General features: G+C 46.3%; 16 protein-coding genes. 11 read left to right on the forward strand and 5 right to left on the reverse strand.

Going from position 1 to position 19,676, the window contains the following annotated elements:
* Positions 1-42: 42 nt before the first annotated feature.
* The 3 genes from Pan54_RS04135 to Pan54_RS04145 all read left to right on the forward strand — a co-directional run bounded on the left by Pan54_RS04135 (position 43) and on the right by Pan54_RS04145 (position 2,542).
* The gene (locus Pan54_RS04135; RefSeq protein WP_146502304.1) at positions 43-1,527 is read left to right on the forward strand and encodes a trypsin-like peptidase domain-containing protein; all 1,485 of its coding nucleotides are present in this window, start codon (positions 43-45) and stop codon (positions 1,525-1,527) included.
* On the forward strand, positions 1,528-1,866 hold the full coding sequence (locus tag Pan54_RS04140) for a tRNA-binding protein (RefSeq protein ID WP_146502305.1): 339 nt from the start codon (positions 1,528-1,530) through the stop codon (positions 1,864-1,866).
* A gap of 127 nt (positions 1,867-1,993) precedes the next feature.
* The gene (locus tag Pan54_RS04145; protein ID WP_146502306.1) at positions 1,994-2,542 is read left to right on the forward strand and encodes a phosphonate degradation HD-domain oxygenase; all 549 of its coding nucleotides are present in this window, start codon (positions 1,994-1,996) and stop codon (positions 2,540-2,542) included.
* A gap of 113 nt (positions 2,543-2,655) precedes the next feature.
* Here the strand turns inward: Pan54_RS04145 and Pan54_RS04150 are convergent, their stop codons facing one another.
* Positions 2,656-3,762 (reverse strand): TlpA disulfide reductase family protein, encoded by a 1,107-nt coding sequence (locus tag Pan54_RS04150; RefSeq protein WP_146502307.1) that lies wholly within the window; start codon positions 3,760-3,762, stop codon positions 2,656-2,658.
* A 301-nt stretch (positions 3,763-4,063) separates the two neighbouring features.
* On the opposite strand from Pan54_RS04150, the gene Pan54_RS04155 reads away from it, so the two are divergent.
* From Pan54_RS04155 to Pan54_RS04170, 4 genes are all read left to right on the forward strand, one after another.
* Positions 4,064-4,231: an SEC-C metal-binding domain-containing protein gene (locus Pan54_RS04155; protein ID WP_146502308.1), complete on the forward strand. Its 168-nt coding sequence runs from the start codon at positions 4,064-4,066 to the stop codon at positions 4,229-4,231.
* Positions 4,232-4,496: 265 nt separating this feature from the next.
* A complete protein-coding gene (locus Pan54_RS04160; RefSeq protein ID WP_146502309.1) occupies positions 4,497-5,096 on the forward strand; it encodes an ATP-grasp domain-containing protein in 600 nt (199 codons plus the stop codon).
* Between the two features lie 15 nt (positions 5,097-5,111).
* A complete protein-coding gene (locus Pan54_RS04165; RefSeq protein WP_146502310.1) occupies positions 5,112-5,852 on the forward strand; it encodes an RNA ligase family protein in 741 nt (246 codons plus the stop codon).
* On the forward strand, positions 5,849-6,976 hold the full coding sequence (locus Pan54_RS04170; protein WP_146502311.1) for an AAA family ATPase: 1,128 nt from the start codon (positions 5,849-5,851) through the stop codon (positions 6,974-6,976). Before Pan54_RS04165 ends, Pan54_RS04170 begins: the two co-directional genes overlap by 4 nt.
* Here Pan54_RS04170 and Pan54_RS04175 read toward each other — a convergent pair.
* Complete coding sequence (locus Pan54_RS04175) at positions 6,967-8,397, reverse strand: AAA family ATPase (RefSeq protein ID WP_146502312.1); 1,431 nt, start codon at positions 8,395-8,397, stop codon at positions 6,967-6,969. The two genes, Pan54_RS04170 and Pan54_RS04175, sit on opposite strands and share 10 nt — an antisense overlap.
* A gap of 413 nt (positions 8,398-8,810) precedes the next feature.
* Between Pan54_RS04175 and Pan54_RS04180 the strand changes: the two genes are divergently transcribed.
* From Pan54_RS04180 to Pan54_RS04190, 3 genes are all read left to right on the forward strand, one after another.
* A complete protein-coding gene (locus Pan54_RS04180; RefSeq protein ID WP_242631441.1) occupies positions 8,811-10,148 on the forward strand; it encodes an NDP-hexose 2,3-dehydratase family protein in 1,338 nt (445 codons plus the stop codon).
* Between the two features lie 3 nt (positions 10,149-10,151).
* Positions 10,152-11,558 carry a glycosyltransferase family 2 protein gene (locus tag Pan54_RS04185; RefSeq protein WP_146502314.1) on the forward strand — a complete coding sequence of 469 codons (1,407 nt, stop codon included), beginning with the start codon at positions 10,152-10,154 and terminating at the stop codon, positions 11,556-11,558.
* 152 nt (positions 11,559-11,710) lie between these two features.
* Positions 11,711-13,912 (forward strand): glycosyltransferase, encoded by a 2,202-nt coding sequence (locus Pan54_RS04190; protein ID WP_146502315.1) that lies wholly within the window; start codon positions 11,711-11,713, stop codon positions 13,910-13,912.
* A gap of 79 nt (positions 13,913-13,991) precedes the next feature.
* On the opposite strand, the gene Pan54_RS04195 is transcribed toward Pan54_RS04190, so the two are convergent.
* A complete protein-coding gene (locus Pan54_RS04195; RefSeq protein ID WP_207310033.1) occupies positions 13,992-14,990 on the reverse strand; it encodes a glycosyltransferase family 2 protein in 999 nt (332 codons plus the stop codon).
* Between the two features lie 241 nt (positions 14,991-15,231).
* On the opposite strand from Pan54_RS04195, the gene Pan54_RS04200 reads away from it, so the two are divergent.
* Positions 15,232-17,199: an ABC transporter ATP-binding protein gene (locus tag Pan54_RS04200; protein WP_146502317.1), complete on the forward strand. Its 1,968-nt coding sequence runs from the start codon at positions 15,232-15,234 to the stop codon at positions 17,197-17,199.
* A gap of 48 nt (positions 17,200-17,247) precedes the next feature.
* Here Pan54_RS04200 and Pan54_RS04205 read toward each other — a convergent pair whose 3' ends face one another.
* Together Pan54_RS04205 and Pan54_RS04210 are read right to left on the reverse strand one after the other, a co-directional pair.
* Positions 17,248-18,330, reverse strand: coding sequence for a hypothetical protein (locus tag Pan54_RS04205; protein WP_146502318.1), 1,083 nt, complete (start codon positions 18,328-18,330; stop codon positions 17,248-17,250).
* A gap of 151 nt (positions 18,331-18,481) precedes the next feature.
* Positions 18,482-19,648 (reverse strand): tetratricopeptide repeat protein, encoded by a 1,167-nt coding sequence (locus tag Pan54_RS04210; RefSeq protein WP_165441573.1) that lies wholly within the window; start codon positions 19,646-19,648, stop codon positions 18,482-18,484.
* Between the last annotated feature and the right edge of the window lie 28 nt (positions 19,649-19,676).

The following is a 19,676-nucleotide window of genomic DNA, read 5'->3' on the forward strand; positions in this document are numbered from 1 at the left end:
TTGGTGTCAGTAGACTTTCAACGATAGAGGAAGCGGAATTCCATGTGTGTTCGGAAACTTTTCACATTCGTTTTATTTCTCATTACGCATGGCTTGACTCCAGTCGTCGCCTGGTCGGAAATTCCCGAGGACTCTCCGCGTCGCACTGAAACGGTGAAATTGATTCAACAAATTGAACCAGCGGTGGTCGCGATTTTCAGTCAATCGTCGGAAGGAGGTTCGAGTGGAAGTGGATCGATTATTCATCCGCACGGCTATGTGTTGACTTGTGATCATGTTGTGAGAGATCGTCCGGGGGTCGTCCTTGTCGGTGGCAAGCAAATCCGCCGTTATCGAATTGTGGCTCGATTGCCCGAAAAGGATCTGTCGATCATTCAATATGCCCGACAGGAAAATGCCCCGTTCATCTCAATCGGGCAGAGTCTGGATATCATGACTGGTGAGCCAATTCTTGTGGGAGGGAATCCTGGTGGCCGTGGCATCGTTTTTACATCGGGCATCGTCAGTTCAAGATCAGTCGTCGCAAACATGCCGAATGCATTGGCTCAGGCTCAACTGGGCGGAGAGTATCGGGACAAATTCATCCAGTTCGATGCGGCTTCTAATCGAGGAAATTCTGGAGGGCCGCTGTTCAATGCCCTGGGCGAGCAAATTGGAGTGGTTTCTGGAAAGAATTTCGACGAAGAAAACATCAATTACGCGGTCCCCGTTGAAACTTTGCGAAGTCATTTGAAAGCAATGATCGCTGCAGAAATACGCTCCGATATCTACACCGGAATCGAATGCGATTATTCACATGAAGCAGCCGATGTGATTTCTGTGGCTCCAGAAAGTCCTGCCGGTAAAGCGGGATTACTGCCCGGGGATGTGATCACGAGTTTGAATGAATTCCCTGTAGATGATTCCCTCCATTGGCTGCTGTCACTGATGTATCGTAGCCCAGGAGAGATTATCGAATTGACCTATTTGCGAGATAAGGCAATGCATTCCATGAAATTCAAACTGGATTCTTATCCGCTCATTGAGCCTGTTGAGATTGACCAGGAATTATTGGAGCATGGGGGGACAGTCAAAATCTATGAGGGCCAATTTGAAGTACTGCCTGAGTTGGAAAAAATGAAGCCGGTTCGAACAGTCTTATTCGAGGACTGGAAATCTCCAGAAGAAATTGCAGGACTTGAACATTATTTCGCCATGAGGATTGAAGGATATCTGTCTGTTCAAGATTCTGATGCGATTCAGTTCATTCTCGGTTCTGACGATGGCAGTCGATTAAGGATTGATGGCCAGAACGTGATAGACAATCCCGGTCATCATCCTTATCAGCAAGAAAGTAACTGGGTGAGACTGGAGAAGGGTTTGCATAAAATCCGAATCGATTACTTCGAATCGACTGGAGATTCTTCGCTCAAACTCCAGTGGAAAGTGGCTGGGAAAGATCCGGAAATCGTGCCTGCAAAATTAATATTTCGTAAGAAAATGGTCGAGCAAGACCTGAATAAAGACAGTGGAAACAAGAGTGAATAGATGGAGACGATCTCGTGGTCCGATTTTGAACGTGTCGAGCTGCGTGTTGGCACGATAATTTCAGTTGAAGATTTTCCCGAGGCGCGCAAACCGGCTTATAAAATCGAAGTCGACTTCGGAGCAGAGATCGGTATCAAAAAGTCGAGTGCACAGATTACGGACCTGTATTCCAAGGACGATTTAATGAATCGCCAGATTGTTGGCGTAGTCAATTTTCCGGCTAAGCAAATCGGCCCGGTCCGATCGGAATGCCTGATCACGGGATTTTATAATGACAATGGGGCAGTTGTGCTCGCTGTGCCGGAGCGGGCACTCGGAAACGGAACCAAACTTGCCTGATTTAATCATGAACTCAGGCTTCTCTTTGTATAGAAGAAGTTGCGTGACACCCTGTGAACTCTGGTATTCTGTTTCAATCGTTTGCCAACTGTCCAATAATCACGTTCTGTCATCAAGGATTTCAAAAATGCCAACTGTGGACGATGTTCTTTTGTTGTTTCAGTCTCGTGGGGATTCTCAATATGGTGGCGAAGCGGTGACTCAGCAAGAGCATGCATTGCAGGCCGCGACTCTCGCCGAGGCAGCGGGAGCCTCTGCCGCTCTTATCACAGCGGCCTTGCTCCACGATGTCGGTCATCTGTTGCATGATCTCCCAGAGGAATCTCCAGACCTGGGTCTCGATGATCATCACGAAGGTTCGGGGTATCACTATTTGAATTCGATTTTTCCTGTTGAGGTGACTGAACCGATCCGCTTGCATGTCGCAGCAAAGCGTTATCTCTGTGCAGTCGACCCGAACTACCAGTCATGCTTAAGTGAACCATCGATAGTGAGCCTGCAACTTCAGGGAGGAGCGATGAGTTCCGAAGAGGTTCGGGCATTCGACGAGAATCCTCATCGTGAAGCAGCGGTACGTCTTCGACGCTGGGACGACGAAGCAAAAGTCGCGAACATGACCACCCCTCCGCTGTCATACTTCCAGTCCATAGTTCATTCGGCAGCGATTCCTATTTGAATGACGAGCATTGGATTTCAAGTCAGGAAAACAAAAACGAGTGTCACTGGCGAAACCAATGGCACTCGTATTATCAAAATAATTCATGATTGAGACAGTTTGATTATTGTGGTTTATTCTTTGGCTTCTTTCTCCAGTTGTTCCAGAAAGCTGTCGATCTGCTTTTTGGCTTCCGGTTCATCAGATCCTATTTCAGCGGCTTTGCGTTGAACTTTCAAAGCTTCTTCCAGCTTTCCCTGTTTATGGAGTAAGCGCGCTCGGGTGTCCATGATTTCTGCATTTTCGGGATCTGCTTCCAGAGCCTTTTGAGTAATCTCCACAGCTGCAGCGATCATGACATCATCCGACTGTCCTTGTTCTGACATTTGATAGATCATCCAGGCGAGGCGATTTTTAACCTCAGGAGAATCCTGAGTGTCTGCCACTTCTTTCAGAGCCTTGGCTCCTTTTTCTCCCCCGGCTTGAATCAGCATTTGAAGCTTCATACTTTCCAGCTGAGCTTTGGATTGAGCATCCAGAGCAATCTCCATCAGTTCTTCAAGCAGGCTGATGGCTTTTTCAGTATCGCCTGAGCGATAAGCGACCATCACATTCTGCATTCCGGCATCTAACTTCTGCTTGGCGACAAACTGCTCAGCAAAAGCACTTCGGTCCCAGTCCCCAGCGACCACCTGAGTCAGCGGCTCGTCCATCGTCATGGGATGTCCGATCCACTCAATCAATCCCGTTTTGCCCACCAGAAACGCAGTCGGAATTCCATTCTGCCCGGCTGCCTGCATGTAATCTTTATTGACCGATCCATCGGGGTCAGTTGTCAGGCAGTAAGTCGAAGTTAGTTCTCCATATGTTTTTCCAGAATCATCTCCACGGACAGCTTTCGCCAGAAAAGAATTGACCGTTTCAAGAGGCTCATCACTAATACTGATTACCTGAACGTCTTGGTCGGCATACTTCTTTTGCAGTTCGCTGATATGGGGCATGCTCGCGACACAAGGTCCGCACCATGTTGCCCAGAATTCAACGATGTAGACATTCCCCTCTTTGAAGTCGGTGACATGTTCATACTTTCCATCGTTATCGGAGACCCAATGTTCAACATTGATGGCAGGGGCCTTTGATCCGATTGTCAGTAATTCATCCTCAGCTGCCTGGGATGTGGGAATCGTGAAGTTCATCAGCCCAAATATGGCTAGCAGTGTGGTGAACTGTTTGAGTGACATCGAAAATCCTCTCTGATTGAATAGCAGGCGAAATTCTCCCTCGCATGCCACTCATCTATTCGGTCACATAGCCAAATATTATCGATGAAACGGTGACATGAAGCTTACATTGATAATACCGTATTAATATTCCATTGGAACAGTTACCGGGGAAATTCTTATCAGTCGACTCCATCATGAGTGAACCCTCAACGTCTTCCCGTGTCAGGATCGAAACAACTTCACCACTCTGTTTTAAGGAGGTGTATCATGCAGCACTCATACGAGAACCACCACAACGAACAGCCATTTTTTTGAGACGATGAGCAAACGCCGTCGGGGATTTCCTTCCGAAAAGCAGGTCAAATGGGGCCTGCGAATTGTCCACGGCCATAAAGTTCTGGAAGAAAAGCTCGGCAGAAACGACCTCTGCCCCTGCGGTTCCGGCCAACGCTTCAAAAAGTGCTGCCTGAAGAAAGGTTGCTTTTGACGGCGTCAACCGGGATCACTACTTTTAGGGATTGAACATCTCGAATAACAAAAGAAAGCCCACCCGGTTGTAAGTAATCGGATGGGCTTTTTTTGTATGTTTGTTGGTGAATCATCAGGTTTTCAAGGTATGTGCTATGACGACTTTAATTCTCTGATCTCGACATACTGATGACAATCAGGCTCTCTGGAGAGCTGCGATAAGCAGAGATTGGTTTGTTGTCAGAGCACGAGGAATTCGCCTGCCCGAAATTGATGATGACGAAGTGATTATTTACGTTGAGTCTTTATATGCACCAACGATTGCCGAAATGGTTGGTCGCAGATTACTCGATCTTCCGGAAGACTGGCTGGTAAAATTACCTTATGAATTCCGCCATCGAGATATTCAATTAATGACATTGGGGGAAGCAAGAAAACTAAGTCGACCTCGTTTTATCAAACCTCCCAATGACAAATCATTCACGGCTCAAGTCTATGAGACTGGAGCGAATCTTCCATTAGATTATGAAAATGATCAAGCAGTATTAGTCATTGAACCTGTTCAGTGGCGATCCGAGTTTCGTTGCTTTTGTTTAGATGGCAATGTGTTGACACTTTCGCCTTATCTAAGAAATGGTGTCTTGGCTAAGGGCACGAATTATGAAGCGACAGAATTTGAATTCAATCAGGCTATCGAATTTGCTGAGAAAGCACTTTCTGCCACGATGAGTTTTACGCCACGAGCCGTTGTTATTGATGTTGGCCAAATCGAAGGACAGGGTTGGTCTGTTGTTGAAGCCAATGCCGCTTGGGGATCCGGCATTTATGGGTGTAATCCTGATTTAGTTTTAGATGTGATACGTTGTTCCACAATACGAGTCTGACAGGGAGAAATTGCAATGGGAACCTCACACGGTGACTTCACCAAGTATCCCCGTACGCCTCATCTGTTTGGTTCGAAGGGGACTGATGACGATAAGCATTTGAACGAAGTGGAATCACTACGCTTTCTGGCGGATGATTCTTTGATCGTAGAAGAAAAGATCGATGGCACAAATGTCGGTATTCATTTTCTGGAATCTGGTGAGATGGTGCTGCAATGTCGAGGCCATCTCATTACTGAAGGGATGCATCCACAATACGATCTGTTCAAACAATGGGCAGCTGTAAAACGAAATATGCTTGAGCAGAAGTTGGAGAATCGTTTCATCCTTTTTGGAGAATGGGTGTATGCCAGACATTCGATACTCTATCAAAATTTGACTCATTATTTCTTCGAATTCGATATCTACGACAAACAGCAGCAATTATTTCTCGATTTGACTCAACGACTCGCCATGCTCGCTGATACTGGGATCGAGACCGTACCAATCATTTACACCGGTTCATTGAAACGTGATGAGTTGGATGATTTGATTGGCCCCTCTCGTTTTGACAGTCAATTCGAAAACCCAGCAACAAATCAGAACGATAATCTTATGGAGGGGCTTTATCTGCGAACAGAGGCCGAAGGGGCTGTTACAGGACGAGCGAAATTTGTGCGACCTGAATTTGTGGAAAAGATTAAGCAGAGCACACATTGGCAACATGAGCAGATGGTGCCGAATCTATTGGCCGAGAATGTGGATATCTGGTCATGAACTGGGAACAACTCAAAATGAAATCCCTGGAGGACATTACCGCTTGGGCAGAAACCCAATCGTGGTGTTTGGCGATGTCCGAATGCGCTCAGGATGCAGAGTGGCATTCGGAAGGTGATGTCTGGACGCACACAAAAATGGTGCTGGATCAACTATTCGAGCTTGAGGAGTGGCCTTCACTTTCAAATCATGAGCAAATCGTTCTGATCTTTACTGCATTATTTCACGATGTCGCCAAACCTCTGACAACGGAAGTTGACTCGGAGACAGGTCGTGTTCGCTCACCAAAACACGCAGTGAAAGGAGAACACGTGGCTCGAAAAGTTCTTCGAGAACTGGAGTGTGATCTGGCGACACGTGAAGAGATCGCCCGGCTGGTTCGTTACCACGGACGTCCTGCATTTCTACTGGAGCGAGAGGAGCCGGCTCATGAAGTGGTTCGTCTTTCATGGCTGGTTAATAACAAGCTTCTGTACCTGTTTGCATTGGCGGACACTCGAGGTCGAGATACTGAATCGATGTCGCGACCGGAAGAGAATCTGTATTTCTGGAAGATGATGGCACAGGAGTCCAATTGTTATACCCAGCCGTTTTCTTTCGCAAATGACCATGCCCGCTTTTTATTTTCCCAGCAGCAGAAGCCCAATCTCCATTATGTTCCGCATGAAGATTATTCATGCACTGTAACACTGATGGTCGGTCTTCCCGGCAGCGGCAAAGATACCTGGCTGTCCCGGCATCGTCACGATTTTCCCGTGGTTTCGCTCGATGATATTCGTGATGAACTAGATGTGGATCCAACTGACAACCAGGGACAGGTCGCACAACTCGCGAGAGAACGTTGCCGGGAGTTACTCCGCGCAGGAACGTCCTTTGCCTTTAACGCGACAAACACGATGAAACTGACGAGAACCCGCTGGGTTGATCTCTTTGCAGATTACAATGCAAGAATCGAGATAGTATTTCTAGAGCCAAAATTTGATCATATTCTTCGACAAAACAAATCCCGCAGCAAAGTTGTGCCAGATAGAGTTATCCATAGGCTGGCTGAGAAATGTGAACCGCCAACATGGCTAGAATGTCATCAACTGATTGTAACAGATGGTCAATCGCATCAAGCTTGATTATTCGCTGCTCCCAGAAGTTTCAGATTGAGATTCCCTCCCTGAAACAACATTTCATTGAGTGCCTGGTCGATGTTGGAATGAGTGATTTCACCAATACCATTCGCCTCAATATGAAATTGAACGATACGCCGGAGCAACTCTTTGATGAAAGCAGCACTAACTTCAGCGGTTCTGCTGGTAATTTCTTTGATATTGTCTTCCGAGAGTGAAAGCCCTTGAGAATAGAGTTGGACAAGCTTCATACGACCAGTTTCGTCGGGAAGTGGAAATTCGATCGCCTGGTCAATTCGGCCAGGTCGTGAAGCCAGAGCCGCTTCAAGAGTTTCCGGACGATTCGTCGTCAGAATAAACAGGATATCTGCTTCCTCATTCAGCCCATCCATTTCATTAAGAAGTTTATTCAGCATGACTTCTTCACAAGCACTGTTCATGTTGCTGCGATTCCGGGCGATCAGGTCGACATCTTCGATAATCACGATGCTCGGCTGTAACAATCGGGCAAGTGTCATATATTCACCTAACAATCCCACTTGTTCGGCTGAGATGAGTAGTGTCGTATGACCTTCAAGGGCTCGGGCGAGATAATGAATGGTATGGGTTTTTCCTGTTCCCGGAGGCCCGTAGAAGAGTAATCCTTTGCGAGTTGCCTGATGAAAACGGGAAAGTTGATCACGTTGTTTCACAAACTGAATGACATTGCGTTCCAGTAATGAAATCGTCTCCTCAGGGAGAATCACCTGATCTCGCTCAACGTGTCGAAGTTGATGCACTTTGATCCCCTTGGATTGTCCGGAATAAGAATGCCGGGACTCTTCCAGTGAAAGGATCTTTCCCCGGTAGGATTCTGCTTTGAGCACAGACTCTTCCAATTGATTGAAAAAGCTCTGTACGATTTGTGTCCCTTCGGGAGTATTAGGAGTTCCGACTTGATATTGAATTCCGGTGATCTGTCCATAATGTCCAGCAGGTGACAGCAAAACGACAAATTTCAAGCCCTCTTTTTCGAGTAGCCACAACCCATTTTTCAAGACACGAACTGGTTGGTCTTCACCAATATCCAGCTCTTCATATTCTGGAGGAGTAGAAATGGTTGGATTGTGCTCACTTTGAGAGATACATCCCGTAAGCGTGACTGACTCATGAGAATATTCATTTCGAACTCCGCAAAAATGACGGATGTGAATCTGACCGCCAAACACGCGGTCGATCTCCCGTTGCAGGTCGGCTCTCATTCGAAACGGGAATTGCCGTTCTGTGATTGTGATGTTATTCAGAGGAAGAGGATGGAAGTGGCTGCTCAATAGATGAGACACGGAGTTTTCCGTTGACACTTCTTTTTGAGCCAGTTTCCTGGTGACGAGGACGGAAACGATTGCCCCCACAACCAGACCTAGTAATAGCCATCCCAGAGAATCCATGTTTTTCTCCTGTCATCTTCGGTTAATAAATCAGAGAAAAGTTACTGACTCCACTCTAAAATTTCCTGATAGTATGACACGATGAGAGAACCATGGCTCACTGGTTTCTCTCAAATGTTCAGGGAATCCATTAAAATTATGACTTAAGAATTCATAATCCTTGATTTGTTTTACCTGGAACAAGGTCGTCTGCAATAAAATAATGGCTTGAGGGTAAGTCCTACGGAATCAGTCTACCTTTATGAAATTATGAAGCCATGCTTCACCAGAAACCTGTATAGATCGTTCGGATCAGATTCATTATATTTACACAAATATGTTGAATTTGGCAGCTTTATCATCTTAGAGCAAAGGAATGCCCTATGAAGTTCGCTTTGCATCCTCCTCCTTCAGTATCTCAAAATTTAATTGAAATGAATTCGGTTCTCTGTGATCTTCTCAATTGGAGGGAAGAGGAAACAGTCCTCTCTCAGCTGAATGTTCAGGGAATACGATTGTCCCAATCTCAGGAATGGCAGTTGGATTCTTCCGGAGCTATTTCCCATGATTCGAATCGCTATTTCCGTATGATCGGTTTGAATTACTACGACATAGCCAAGCAACGCCACGTTTCGCAGCCAATGATTGATCAATCCGAAGTTGGCATGTTGTGTTTTCTCGTGTCGAACCAATCCAATTCCTGGGAGATTTTGCTGCAAGCTAAAGCAGAGCCGGGAAATGTGAATGGAGTACAATTCGCCCCCTCTATTCAGGCGACATGCAGTAATTATCAACGGGTCCATCAGGGCCAGCCGGTCTCCTATCTGAATTACGCATTGCATTCGGATACGGTGTTCTATGATCAGTTGCAGTCCGAGCAAAACAGTCGATTTTTTTGCAAACGGAATTGCAATCGTGTGGTGAGACATTCGGAGACGTTCCAACCTGCTGGTTCCGATCACCGGTGGGTCTCTTTGACTGGACTTTTTTCGCTTTTGGGGCATAGCCATCTCATTAATACAGATGCACGCTCTGTGCTGGCCTGCTGGTTGCTATCGGATCCGAAATTCCTGACCGAGATGGGATTGAAGCGGGGGCAACTTAATCTTGTGGATTCGCTAAATTCTACTCGAAATTATCATGAGTCGAACGACTTACAGAATTGGCTGGACAACCTCAATCAGAATTGGAGTCTGGATCGACATCACATTCCCATTCTTGAGTTAACAGATTCCTGGAAATGGGATGATGGCAACTTAACCTCGAATAGTCACGCCTTCTTTATGCGTCACATCGCGGTGCAATGTCTGACGCGGGAGATACCTGAGTGGGATCAGCCAATTATTGCCTCTTGTCAACCGACTAATCTGACAACATTGGTTGGGATGATAAACGGTTCTTTGCACCTGTTGTTGCAAGCCCGCTTGGAGGCTGGGAATCGACAGGGATTTGAGTTGACGACAACGATTCAGGCAGAATCTGTAGAAGCGCAATCGGTTGAAGAATCAGGCTATGCAAAAAACCTGCCTGGTGTGACCACACCCTTGCTGAGCTTTGAAAACTCTGAAGAAGGTGGGCGATTTGATCAATGTATCAGTGAGTATGCAATTCTCTGGGCCAATCCGGAAGATGTGCCGGAGAGTCCCTTTCATCGCTGGGTCTCGCTTTCTCAGCTTTCTCAATGGTTGGGGAAAACGAATATCATTACTAATGAATTGAGGAGCACACTTTCAGCACTTCTGGCGATCGAGTTTTCAGAAGCGCAAGGATAACGAATGAGCGATACCCCGATGGTTTCTATCATCATGGCTTCCTATAACCATGCGGAATATATTGCAGAGGCCATCGACAGTGTCCTTGCTCAGGAATTGACCGACTGGGAATTATTCATTGTCGATGATGCCTCGACGGATTCAACACGAGACGTTCTGTCAGAATATTCCGATCCGCGAATTCATTGCCATTATTTTTCAATCAATCGGCAGGATCATCCGCGAAATTATGCCTTGAAACAGGCCCGAGGACAGTACATTGCGTTCTTGAATTCCGACGATGCCTTCCTGCCTGGAAAATTGTCGAAACAGGTCGATTATCTTGAAAGTCACTCCGAAGCAGGGGCGATTTTCACACATACTCGGTGCATTGATGAGAACGGGGAACCCCATCAATCTCATCCAATCCAAAGATTGTTTGAGCAGACGAATCGCACACGTCATGAATGGCTCAGATGGTTTTTTGAGTATGGGAATTGTCTTTGTTTCTCGAGTGCGATGATTCGACGTTCTGCACTTACTGAGAGTTCGACTGCCTGGTTTGATCCCAGTTTCATTCAGATGTCCGATTTCGATCTCTGGATTCGGATTTGTTTAAAATATGAAATCTGGATTCTGCCTGAGCAACTGACCGCAACACGCGTGCTGCCTGCTCAGCGGAATTTGAGTGCAGATTCGGTTTCCAGCAGAAATCGAAATGCACTGGAGATCTCCAGTATTTACCAGCACTTTCTGTCCACACCTGCTGTGGAAGAAGCGACGGGAATTTTTCCTGAACTTTGTGATTGGTTGCCGCAGGATACGTCGTATTGGCGACGTTATCTGATTTGTAATCTCGCTGCTCAGCATATGAACTCGGGAATTCGTCGAGAGGGATTTCAGAAGATGCAGGAGCTGCTCTCAGAGGAAAGGGCAGTCGAATCATTGCGGGAAGCGAATCCTCGTCTGATGCGAAACTTTTTCCTGTCAGCAGGATCCGCAGCGATCCAGCATCAAGCCAATCCTACACATTGGGTGATCTATTTGCCCAATAAAACGGGATCCTACAGTGAAGAACACGCACAGCGGTATTGGAGAGAGTTTGATCGTCAAACACTTTGCTTCAGTTTTCCCAAGCCTTTAGTTGACGGGCAAATTCGAATAGATCCCAGTGATCAGCCTGTGACGTTCAAGGTGAACGGGGTGAGACTCTATGAGCAGCAGACGGGCAGGTTAATCTGGGAACTGCTGCCAGAGACAACCAGTCAAATTACGACAAATCCGGAGACCGACTGGATTGAGAGTGATGGAGGATGGATTTTGCACTCGAATCAACCTGATCCGAACATGCTTTTGCCTGACATGAAGTTTCAGGAAATCAATGGGAAATGGCTGGATCTGGAATTGGATCTTCGCCAGGCTGTCAAATAAGTTGTGAATTCAGTGATTCTTCAATAGTCAACTTGTGCGCTACGCGAGGGTCAGTTAAATTCCTGCGGGGAAATGATTTCAGAGATCGCGAACAAGTCAGGGAGTCTTGGCAGGTCGACTGAAAACCTATGCAGGATTGAAGGATCGATCGGATGGGGAAATCTTCAGGCTTGAAGAGTTATTGGAATCGGCTTCGTTTTCTATATAAATGTTCTCCGTTGCAAAAAGCAGGAAAACGGATCGAGCATTTCTTTAGAAAAATGAGGAACAAGAAGCTTCATAATGCACCAGAAGTCGTATGGACTGTGCCATTATCAGGCAAGTTCAACCCTCAAAAAGCCATCGATTACGCGGCACAATTGCAGCTAAATGCATTTCTGACCAGTTCTTCAAAGCTGGTGTTCGACGCTCCAGATAAGCCTGTCGTTTCAATTATCCTCGTACTCTACAATCGAGCCGAGTTAACGTTTCAGTGTCTGCAATCAATTTTGGCGAATGTTCAGACTCCTTTTGAAGTAGTCATTTATGACAATGGTTCGACAGACCTGACGAATTCTCTACTCGATCGTCTCGATAATGTTGTGACTATCCGTGGAGAAAAGAATGTTGGCTATGTTCAGGCAGTGAATCGGGCAGTCGAAGCCTCGCAGGGAACGTATACCCTTTTGCTCAATAATGACACTCAGTTGACTAGTCGAGCTATTGAAACTGGAATTGAGGATCTGGAATCCGATCCCGGAATCGGAGGCGTTGGTGCACGTTTGATTCTGCCGAATGGAACTCTTCAGGAAGCCGGTTCGATGATCTGGTCGGATGGTTCAACTCTGGGGTACTCCCGCGGAAAACATGTGGAATTCTATGAAGCCATGTTTATGCGGACTGTCGACTACTGCTCGGCTGCATTCTGGTTAATGCGACGAAAAGATTTTGATCGTTTCCATGGTTTCGATGAGGGGTTTTCTCCTGCCTATTACGAAGAAGTCGATCTGGCCAGCCGGATGAATCAGGCGGGATTACGGCAGGTTTACGACCCTCGTATTGTTGTGTTGCATTATGAGTTTGCAAGTTCCAAATCTTCTGATGCGGCTATCAAATTGCAGGTAGCTCACCGGAGTCGATTTGTCTCCAGAAATCGTGCTTATCTGTCGCAACAGCTTGGAAATTCGCCTGAAAATATTCTGCAGGCCCGAACTCCCAATGATAAAAATCGGCGGGTTCTGTTTATTGAGGATCAGATTCCACACTCAGAGCTAGGTTCCGGGTTTCCCCGTTCCAACCTGATGGTGCATTCTCTGGTCGAACTTGGCTACGAAGTGACATTGTTTGTGATGACCAATAATCAGGAAGATTGGAATTCTGCTTATCGGGATTTACCCCGCAATGTTGAAATTGTGCAGGGGGGCTCTTGTCCTTCTCTGGTCGATTTTCTAAATGAACGGCAGCAACATTACGGGTCGCTGATTATCAGTCGGCCCCATAACATGGAAAAACTGAATGCAATTCTGGCAGAGAAGCCGGATATTCTCTCAGGGACAAAAATTATTTACGACGCGGAAGCGATTTTCACCATTCGGGAGATTGAGAGACTGCGACTTTCCGGTGTGGATGTTTCAAAAGAACAAAAGCGGAAAATGTTGCGAGAGGAACTGCACATCGTCGGAAAAGCCGATGTGGTCCTGGCCGTCAGTGCCGGTGAGGCGAAGTTATTTCGCGATCAGGGAAAAGAAGTGCATGTCCTGAGTCATGCTCATTCTACGGTCAAAATTATCCCGGATGTGGCAGATCGAAAAGGGCTGTTGTTTGTTGGTGCTGTGCACGATATGAGGAGTCCGAATGCGAAATCTCTGGTTTGGCTTTGTGAAGAAATTCTCCCTGCGATTGAAAATCAGTCCGGACAATTTCCTCAGATGACAATTGCGGGAATGATGCTCGATCAAACCCAGGAATACTGTCGCTCTCATCGATGTGAGGTTTTGGGGCGGGTGGAAGATTTGAGTGAGGTCTATCATTCTGCTCGTGCTTTTGTTGCTCCGACACAGTTTGCCGCTGGAATTCCCCTGAAGATTATCGAGGCAGCCGCTCACGGTGTGCCGGTCATCGCTACCAGTGTGCTGACGAAACAACTGGGGTGGAGTCACGAACGAGAATTGCTGGTGGCTGATACCCCTGCGGAGTTTGCAAACTGTTGCCTCAGATTACAGCAGGAAGATGATTTGTGGTATGCGATTCAGCAGGAAGCCCTCAAGGCAGTGGAACGAGATTATTCGTCTAATGCCATTCTGAAAACATTACAGCTCGTGCTCCCTGGAATTTCTGCAGAGAATGGGAAAAGCTGCAAAATCAGTGCCGCCTGATGATATTCAATGAGGGGAAATGTTTTGCTTCAGTGAGCGAGTCTTATTCCGTCGACCTCTATCATCGATATTCATTGAGTTAAGCTTTAGCAGTAGATTCAGTCTCATTCTGATACTGATTGGATTCCTGATTGACATTCACACCGAGATATTTCAGAAGATCCTGTGAAATTTTATGACTGCTATAATAGAAGGAGATCAGTCGCGCGCGGGCGTGATCGATTGTCAACTCTGGTTCGGGCAGGCATTCCTGAAAAGGTTGACCAGATTTTAGGTAATGACGAACAGCTGTCGAAGGCAGGATACCCCACTTTTGTAGAAAGCGGATTCGAGCCTGCTTCACATTCTTATTTTTAAGCCCTCGGATACGCTTCGTACTCTGCTCGCCAAAGTGATAAACCAGGCTCTTGGATACTCCATGAAAGCGTCGGCAGCCGCTGTTCCAGAGTTTCATCGAGAAATCGATATCCGAGTAGAACCCGGGAGAAAATTCCTCGCTATATCCGAAAACCATCTCCCACCATCGACGATGGATGCAACTCGGTGGCCAAGTCGCACCACTCCAGTCTGGTTGAATGAATTTTCCAGCATGAAAATCCTGGAGAAGTTGCGTCTGGGCAAACGATTCGACTTTGGTTCCATAGTCCGCAACGATTGTACTTGCAGAAATTGCATAGGATTGAATCATTGTTCCCGATGCATAAGCTGGCTTTGTTGGATCTGCCTGTTCGAGAGCCTCGACTAAATGAAGGTCCCACGCGGGCAAAACATACATATCATCATTGAGATAGATAATGTAATCCGCAGTGGCTTTTTCATATGCTCGATTGATTGCTGAACAAATTCCTATATTTTCCTGGGAATGAGTGTATTGAACTCCATTTTCCATAAGCCATTCGAGAGTTCCGTCGATACCTTCATTAACATGAATTATCACCTGATATGACAACCGGCTATGCTCAGCGATACTTTGCAGGCATATTTTGAGCTGGTTCAGGTTGTTCCATGAAGGAATCAGGATGCTTACCTGCGGATTCTTTAGGGAAGCATCTTCATGGGAGTGGGTATGAGAAATCAACTCGGCGACCTTTGGAGACTGATTAATTTTGATCTTGGGCGTGAACGAAATGAATGCTAATATAAATCTAAAATCGATACTAGATGATTTCCGTGCTATTGAAGGCAGAGATTCACTTTCTGGTGAGCGAGATTTGTTCACTGAAGTAACGTTTTCGAGTATGTTAAAATAGTTAATAATACCGAAGGATTCGGTGGTTTTGGCTTCACATTTCTTGTGTCGCCAATTGGAGCTTTGCAGGATGCAAAATTTTGGTAATGGCCTCAAAGAGGCATTCCGGTACAAATGGTTACTGGCGCTCAGTCTCATCTGCTCAATATGCGTGGCCTCCCTCTGGAGTGCTAATATCGGTGCCTTCTTTCCGATTCTGGAAGTCACGCTGAATGGCCAATCATTGCGGGAATGGTCTGCGAATAAAATTGACGCGTCAGAGCTTGCGATCACGAATTATGAACTTGAAATCGCGGAGAATAATAAGTCTCTGCAAGCGGCTGAGCAGGCCAATCAGAATGAAGACAGTCTTAAAGAATATCGGTTGAATCAGTCTCGCTTAGATTCACTCAAAGCGGCTGAAGTCAAATCGCTGGCATATCACAAAAAGCTGCAGCCTTATATTGAAGCGTATTGCCCGAAAACCGCGTTTTCGACCATTGGTATGTTTGTGGTGCTGTTGCTGCTTAGTACGGCTTTGAAGCATCTATTTCTGATGTCAAATATGATGCTCATTTCCTATGTCTCTAATGAAGTCACACGAAGTCTACGTCTCAAAGTATTTAACCATGCTTTGGAGTTGGATCGGGGAACGTTTGCGACTTACGGTAGTGCCGGAATCATGGCGCATATCACGCATATGTCGGAAATGATGGGGCAGGGGATCATCGGGTTTTATAGTGGTGTCGTTCGTGAACCACTTAAAATCATCTCCTGTCTGACGGCCGCCTGCTTCATTTCCTGGCGATTGCTGTTAGTGTGCATTATCGTCACTCCTCTGGTTGTCTTCCTGATTGTCGCCATTATTAAATCGGTTCGTAAAGTTGCACAACAACTCGTTACGGAATCGACGGGGATGCATCATGTGATTCTTGAATCATTGAATTGTATTCAATCCGTCCAGTCTTATTGCATGGAAGAAGCAGAGCGAAGACGATTCCAGGCATCGACGAAAAATATGATGCAAGTCAGTATGCGCGTTACATTTTATAACGAACTTGCCAAGCCAGTGATTGAGTTTTTCGGGCTGAGCATGGTTTCCATTGCGATGCTGGCCGGTTCGTATCTGGTGCTCGAGCAGGAAACCCATTTGTGGGGAATTCAATTGTTGGATCGGCCGATGAGTATTTCCGCAATGCTCGTCTTCTTTTGCCTGTTAATTGGAGCCAGCGACCCGATTCGCAAAATCTCCGGCCTTTTTGGTGTTGTCGGAAATGGTATCGTCGCAGCGGACGCATTGCAGAGCTTGCTTGATAAGAAATCAATCATACAGAATCCTGCTCAACCCAAACTACTCCCGCAAACACATCAGGAAATTGTCTTCGAGAAGACTCATTTTGCGTATCATGGTGAAGAATATGTGATTCGAGATGTGAATCTGAGAATTCCCTATCGGCAGAAGGTGGGTATTATCGGGCCGAACGGTGGAGGGAAATCCACATTAACGAGTCTGCTTTGTCGATTTTACGATCCCCAAATTGGAGCCGTGAAGATTGATGATCTCGATGTTCGAGAAGTCTCCCTGCACGATTTGCGGGGGCGTATTGGACTGGTGACTCAGCAAACCGAATTGTTCAACGAAACGATTTCCTACAACATCGCTTACGGCAAGGACAACGCGACTCAGGAGCAAATTGAAGATGCTGCTCGCAAAGCCTTTGCCCACGACTTTATTGCTTCACTTCCAGAAGCATACAATACTCAGGTCGGACAAAATGGTCAGAAGCTGAGTGGTGGTCAACGTCAGCGAATTGCCTTGGCGCGGGCTTTTCTCAAAAATCCGGAAATCATGATTCTGGATGAAGCGACAAGTCAGATTGACCTGCCGAGTGAAAATCTCATCCTGCAGGCTATTCGCGAACATACCCATAATTGCACAGTGCTCTTTATCACTCACCGAACCTCTGTGCTCGCTATCGTCGACACCGTCATTGAAGTTCAGCACGGAACCGTCACGCAGCGTCCTGTGATGCCTCAGGAGAAAAATCAAGCCGCTTGAGTGAGATGTAAGAATCGACAATTCCTCTTGTGTTCAACAAGTGCGTTCTCAACTGGTTTTCTGATGCTGCTCTGGAGAACGTTGTGCATTTGTCAGACAGGCATTAAAACCGGGGTTCAGTTGATCAAGAAATCGTTCGAGAGCTTTGGGACGGCGTTTAGAGAATCGACCCTGCTCGTAATATTGTTCCAGGAATTGAATGTTGCTTTCCAGCAATTCCGGATGATCATGATAAATCTTCAGGCCCTGCTCAACATAAGGTAAGAGTGGAGCATGGTCGGGCACGTTGATCAGATGCGGAGGCAGCGGCACGAATAATTCGATGTTCGACATGTCAGTTGAGAGCATTACCGATTTTGCATACGCGGCTTCATAATGCCGATAAGTCCAGCGGGAAAAGCCAGTTGGCACTAACGCAATTTTGGAACGACAAAGCTGACGGAAGTACGAGTAAAAGTTATATCTTTGAGAAACAAGATACGGACTCAAATCTCCGTCATCGTTTCCAAATTGTTTGATGAGCTCCTGGTTGGAGCACTCAAGTCCGCCAACAAAACGATAAGGGAAATTCTCCGTCATCACTTGAGAGAGCCATTCCAAACGCTGATTGTAATCCTGATTGGGACCGTCTAGGACTCTCTGCAGCCTTGTTGGGGCACCTATAAAGAAGAGGTCTGTATCTTTTCTGTTATGCTTTCCAAAGAGTGCATCTCTCCAGGCTTTGTATTTCAGACACTGTTGCAGTTTCTTCTTGCGATACAGCGGCAAAGTTCCCATGCGAAACGGGTATTGGCAGGTCCGATCGACATGTGATTTCACGGCGAAATCTGTGAGTGAACTTAAAAACTCCTGCTGTTCTTCACTCTCGTTTAACCACCAGCTGTCAGAATCATCAAAAACAATCGCTTTTTGATAGCGGATCCCACGTAATTTTTCCTGACTGAGCGAACTTGGAGTTTCAATCAACAGGAATTCAGTAGAGATAATCCGTCGAGGATCCAGTTGCTGCTGTTGAAGTGTGCACACTTCCCGATCTGAATAGAAGGTTAGTAAAAATTGAAACAATGGAGAACTTCTCAGGCCACCTTTTCGATGACAGTAATCACTACCAAGCAAGACAAATTTCAACACGCGCTGGATCCTCCCGGAAGTTCGAAAAGTCATCCGAGACCATCCAACTTATGACATACTTTTCCATCCTGATTTCAAAATAACGATAACTAACAGGAAAGGTTTTCGACAAGACAGATTGCATGTCATCTTCGTCAACCTTGTCGAGTAGCTATTGTAAAGATGTTCCTGGCTGAGAACTTCTATAAATTCTGAAACATCCGAAATGAGAGGTTTTCATCATGTCGATTAATTTTTGAGCGGGTTCAGTAAACTGGTCGGGAGCCAGTGCTGCTGCTCGAGTGGCATGTTTCATTGCCAACTCGCTGCGCTGCTTTTCTTCATAGAAGCGAGCCAGGAGAAAATGATTTTCTGCTGTAGGGGCGAGGGCGATCAATTTCTGATAAGCAGCCTCGGCTTTCTCCGTTTTTCCGATCTGTTTCTCGGCCAGGGCAATTCCTCGATAAGCACTGGTCTGTCCCGCGCTTGCTTGCGAATTGCCTGCTTTGTTTTGCCAGAGTTTTAAAGCAATCGAATACGCATCCAGACTTTCCCCCCATTCTCCTTCTCGCTGTAAGATTAAACCGTATGTGTCCCAAGCCAGTGCAGCCTGCGAAGAATTGAGAAGTGGTTGGATGAGCTCGATCGCATTTTCATGCTGATCTAAATGAAGATGCATCTGAATTCGTGCACCAATCTGGTCGGGTCGAACTTCTGAGCCAAAACGCGATAATTGCTGCTTCAGAGCATCACACTGTTTTTGTAGATCCTTGTAAAAAGTAATAACCTTCAGAGAATTCCACTTTGCCTGTGGAGCGAGTCGACTCCAGTCGCGAGCGTAGACTCTCGCTTTCTCAATTCGCTGATGATTCATCGCCTCCTGAAATTGAGTTTGATGATAAGTCACCAGAAACTGGGAGTGAATGAATGGAATCACAGTCGCTGCAAGTAAAAAAATTCCAAGCCGTGTCTTCAGTTTGATTGCTGTGTTCTCATTATCTGTTGATTGCCATTGAAGCCTTTTGATGAGCGACGGCAGATTTCTTCCCAGTGAGCCAGCCAGGATACAGGCGATCAACATCTGTACGAATAAGAGAGAGGCTTGATTCAGGCCATTCTCAGATGAAACAGTCACTTTGTTCATCATGCACAATGACGCAATCAAAGCCAGAACGGTGAAAAGCCAGTTGAACCAATGGCGAAAATTCTTAGGCAAGGCATTCAAGCTGAATAAAGCGAGCGGGCAGACAGCAATGAGTGTGACTAGAAAATGATCCAAGCTGACAAAAACGATTGCTCCAATGCTTTGGGGCAACGTCGCAATGCTGAGTCCAGCCACGCTGAGAATCAATATGTTGAGTAGCAAA

This window comes from Rubinisphaera italica (genome assembly GCF_007859715.1).
Lineage (GTDB): Bacteria > Planctomycetota > Planctomycetia > Planctomycetales > Planctomycetaceae > Rubinisphaera > Rubinisphaera italica.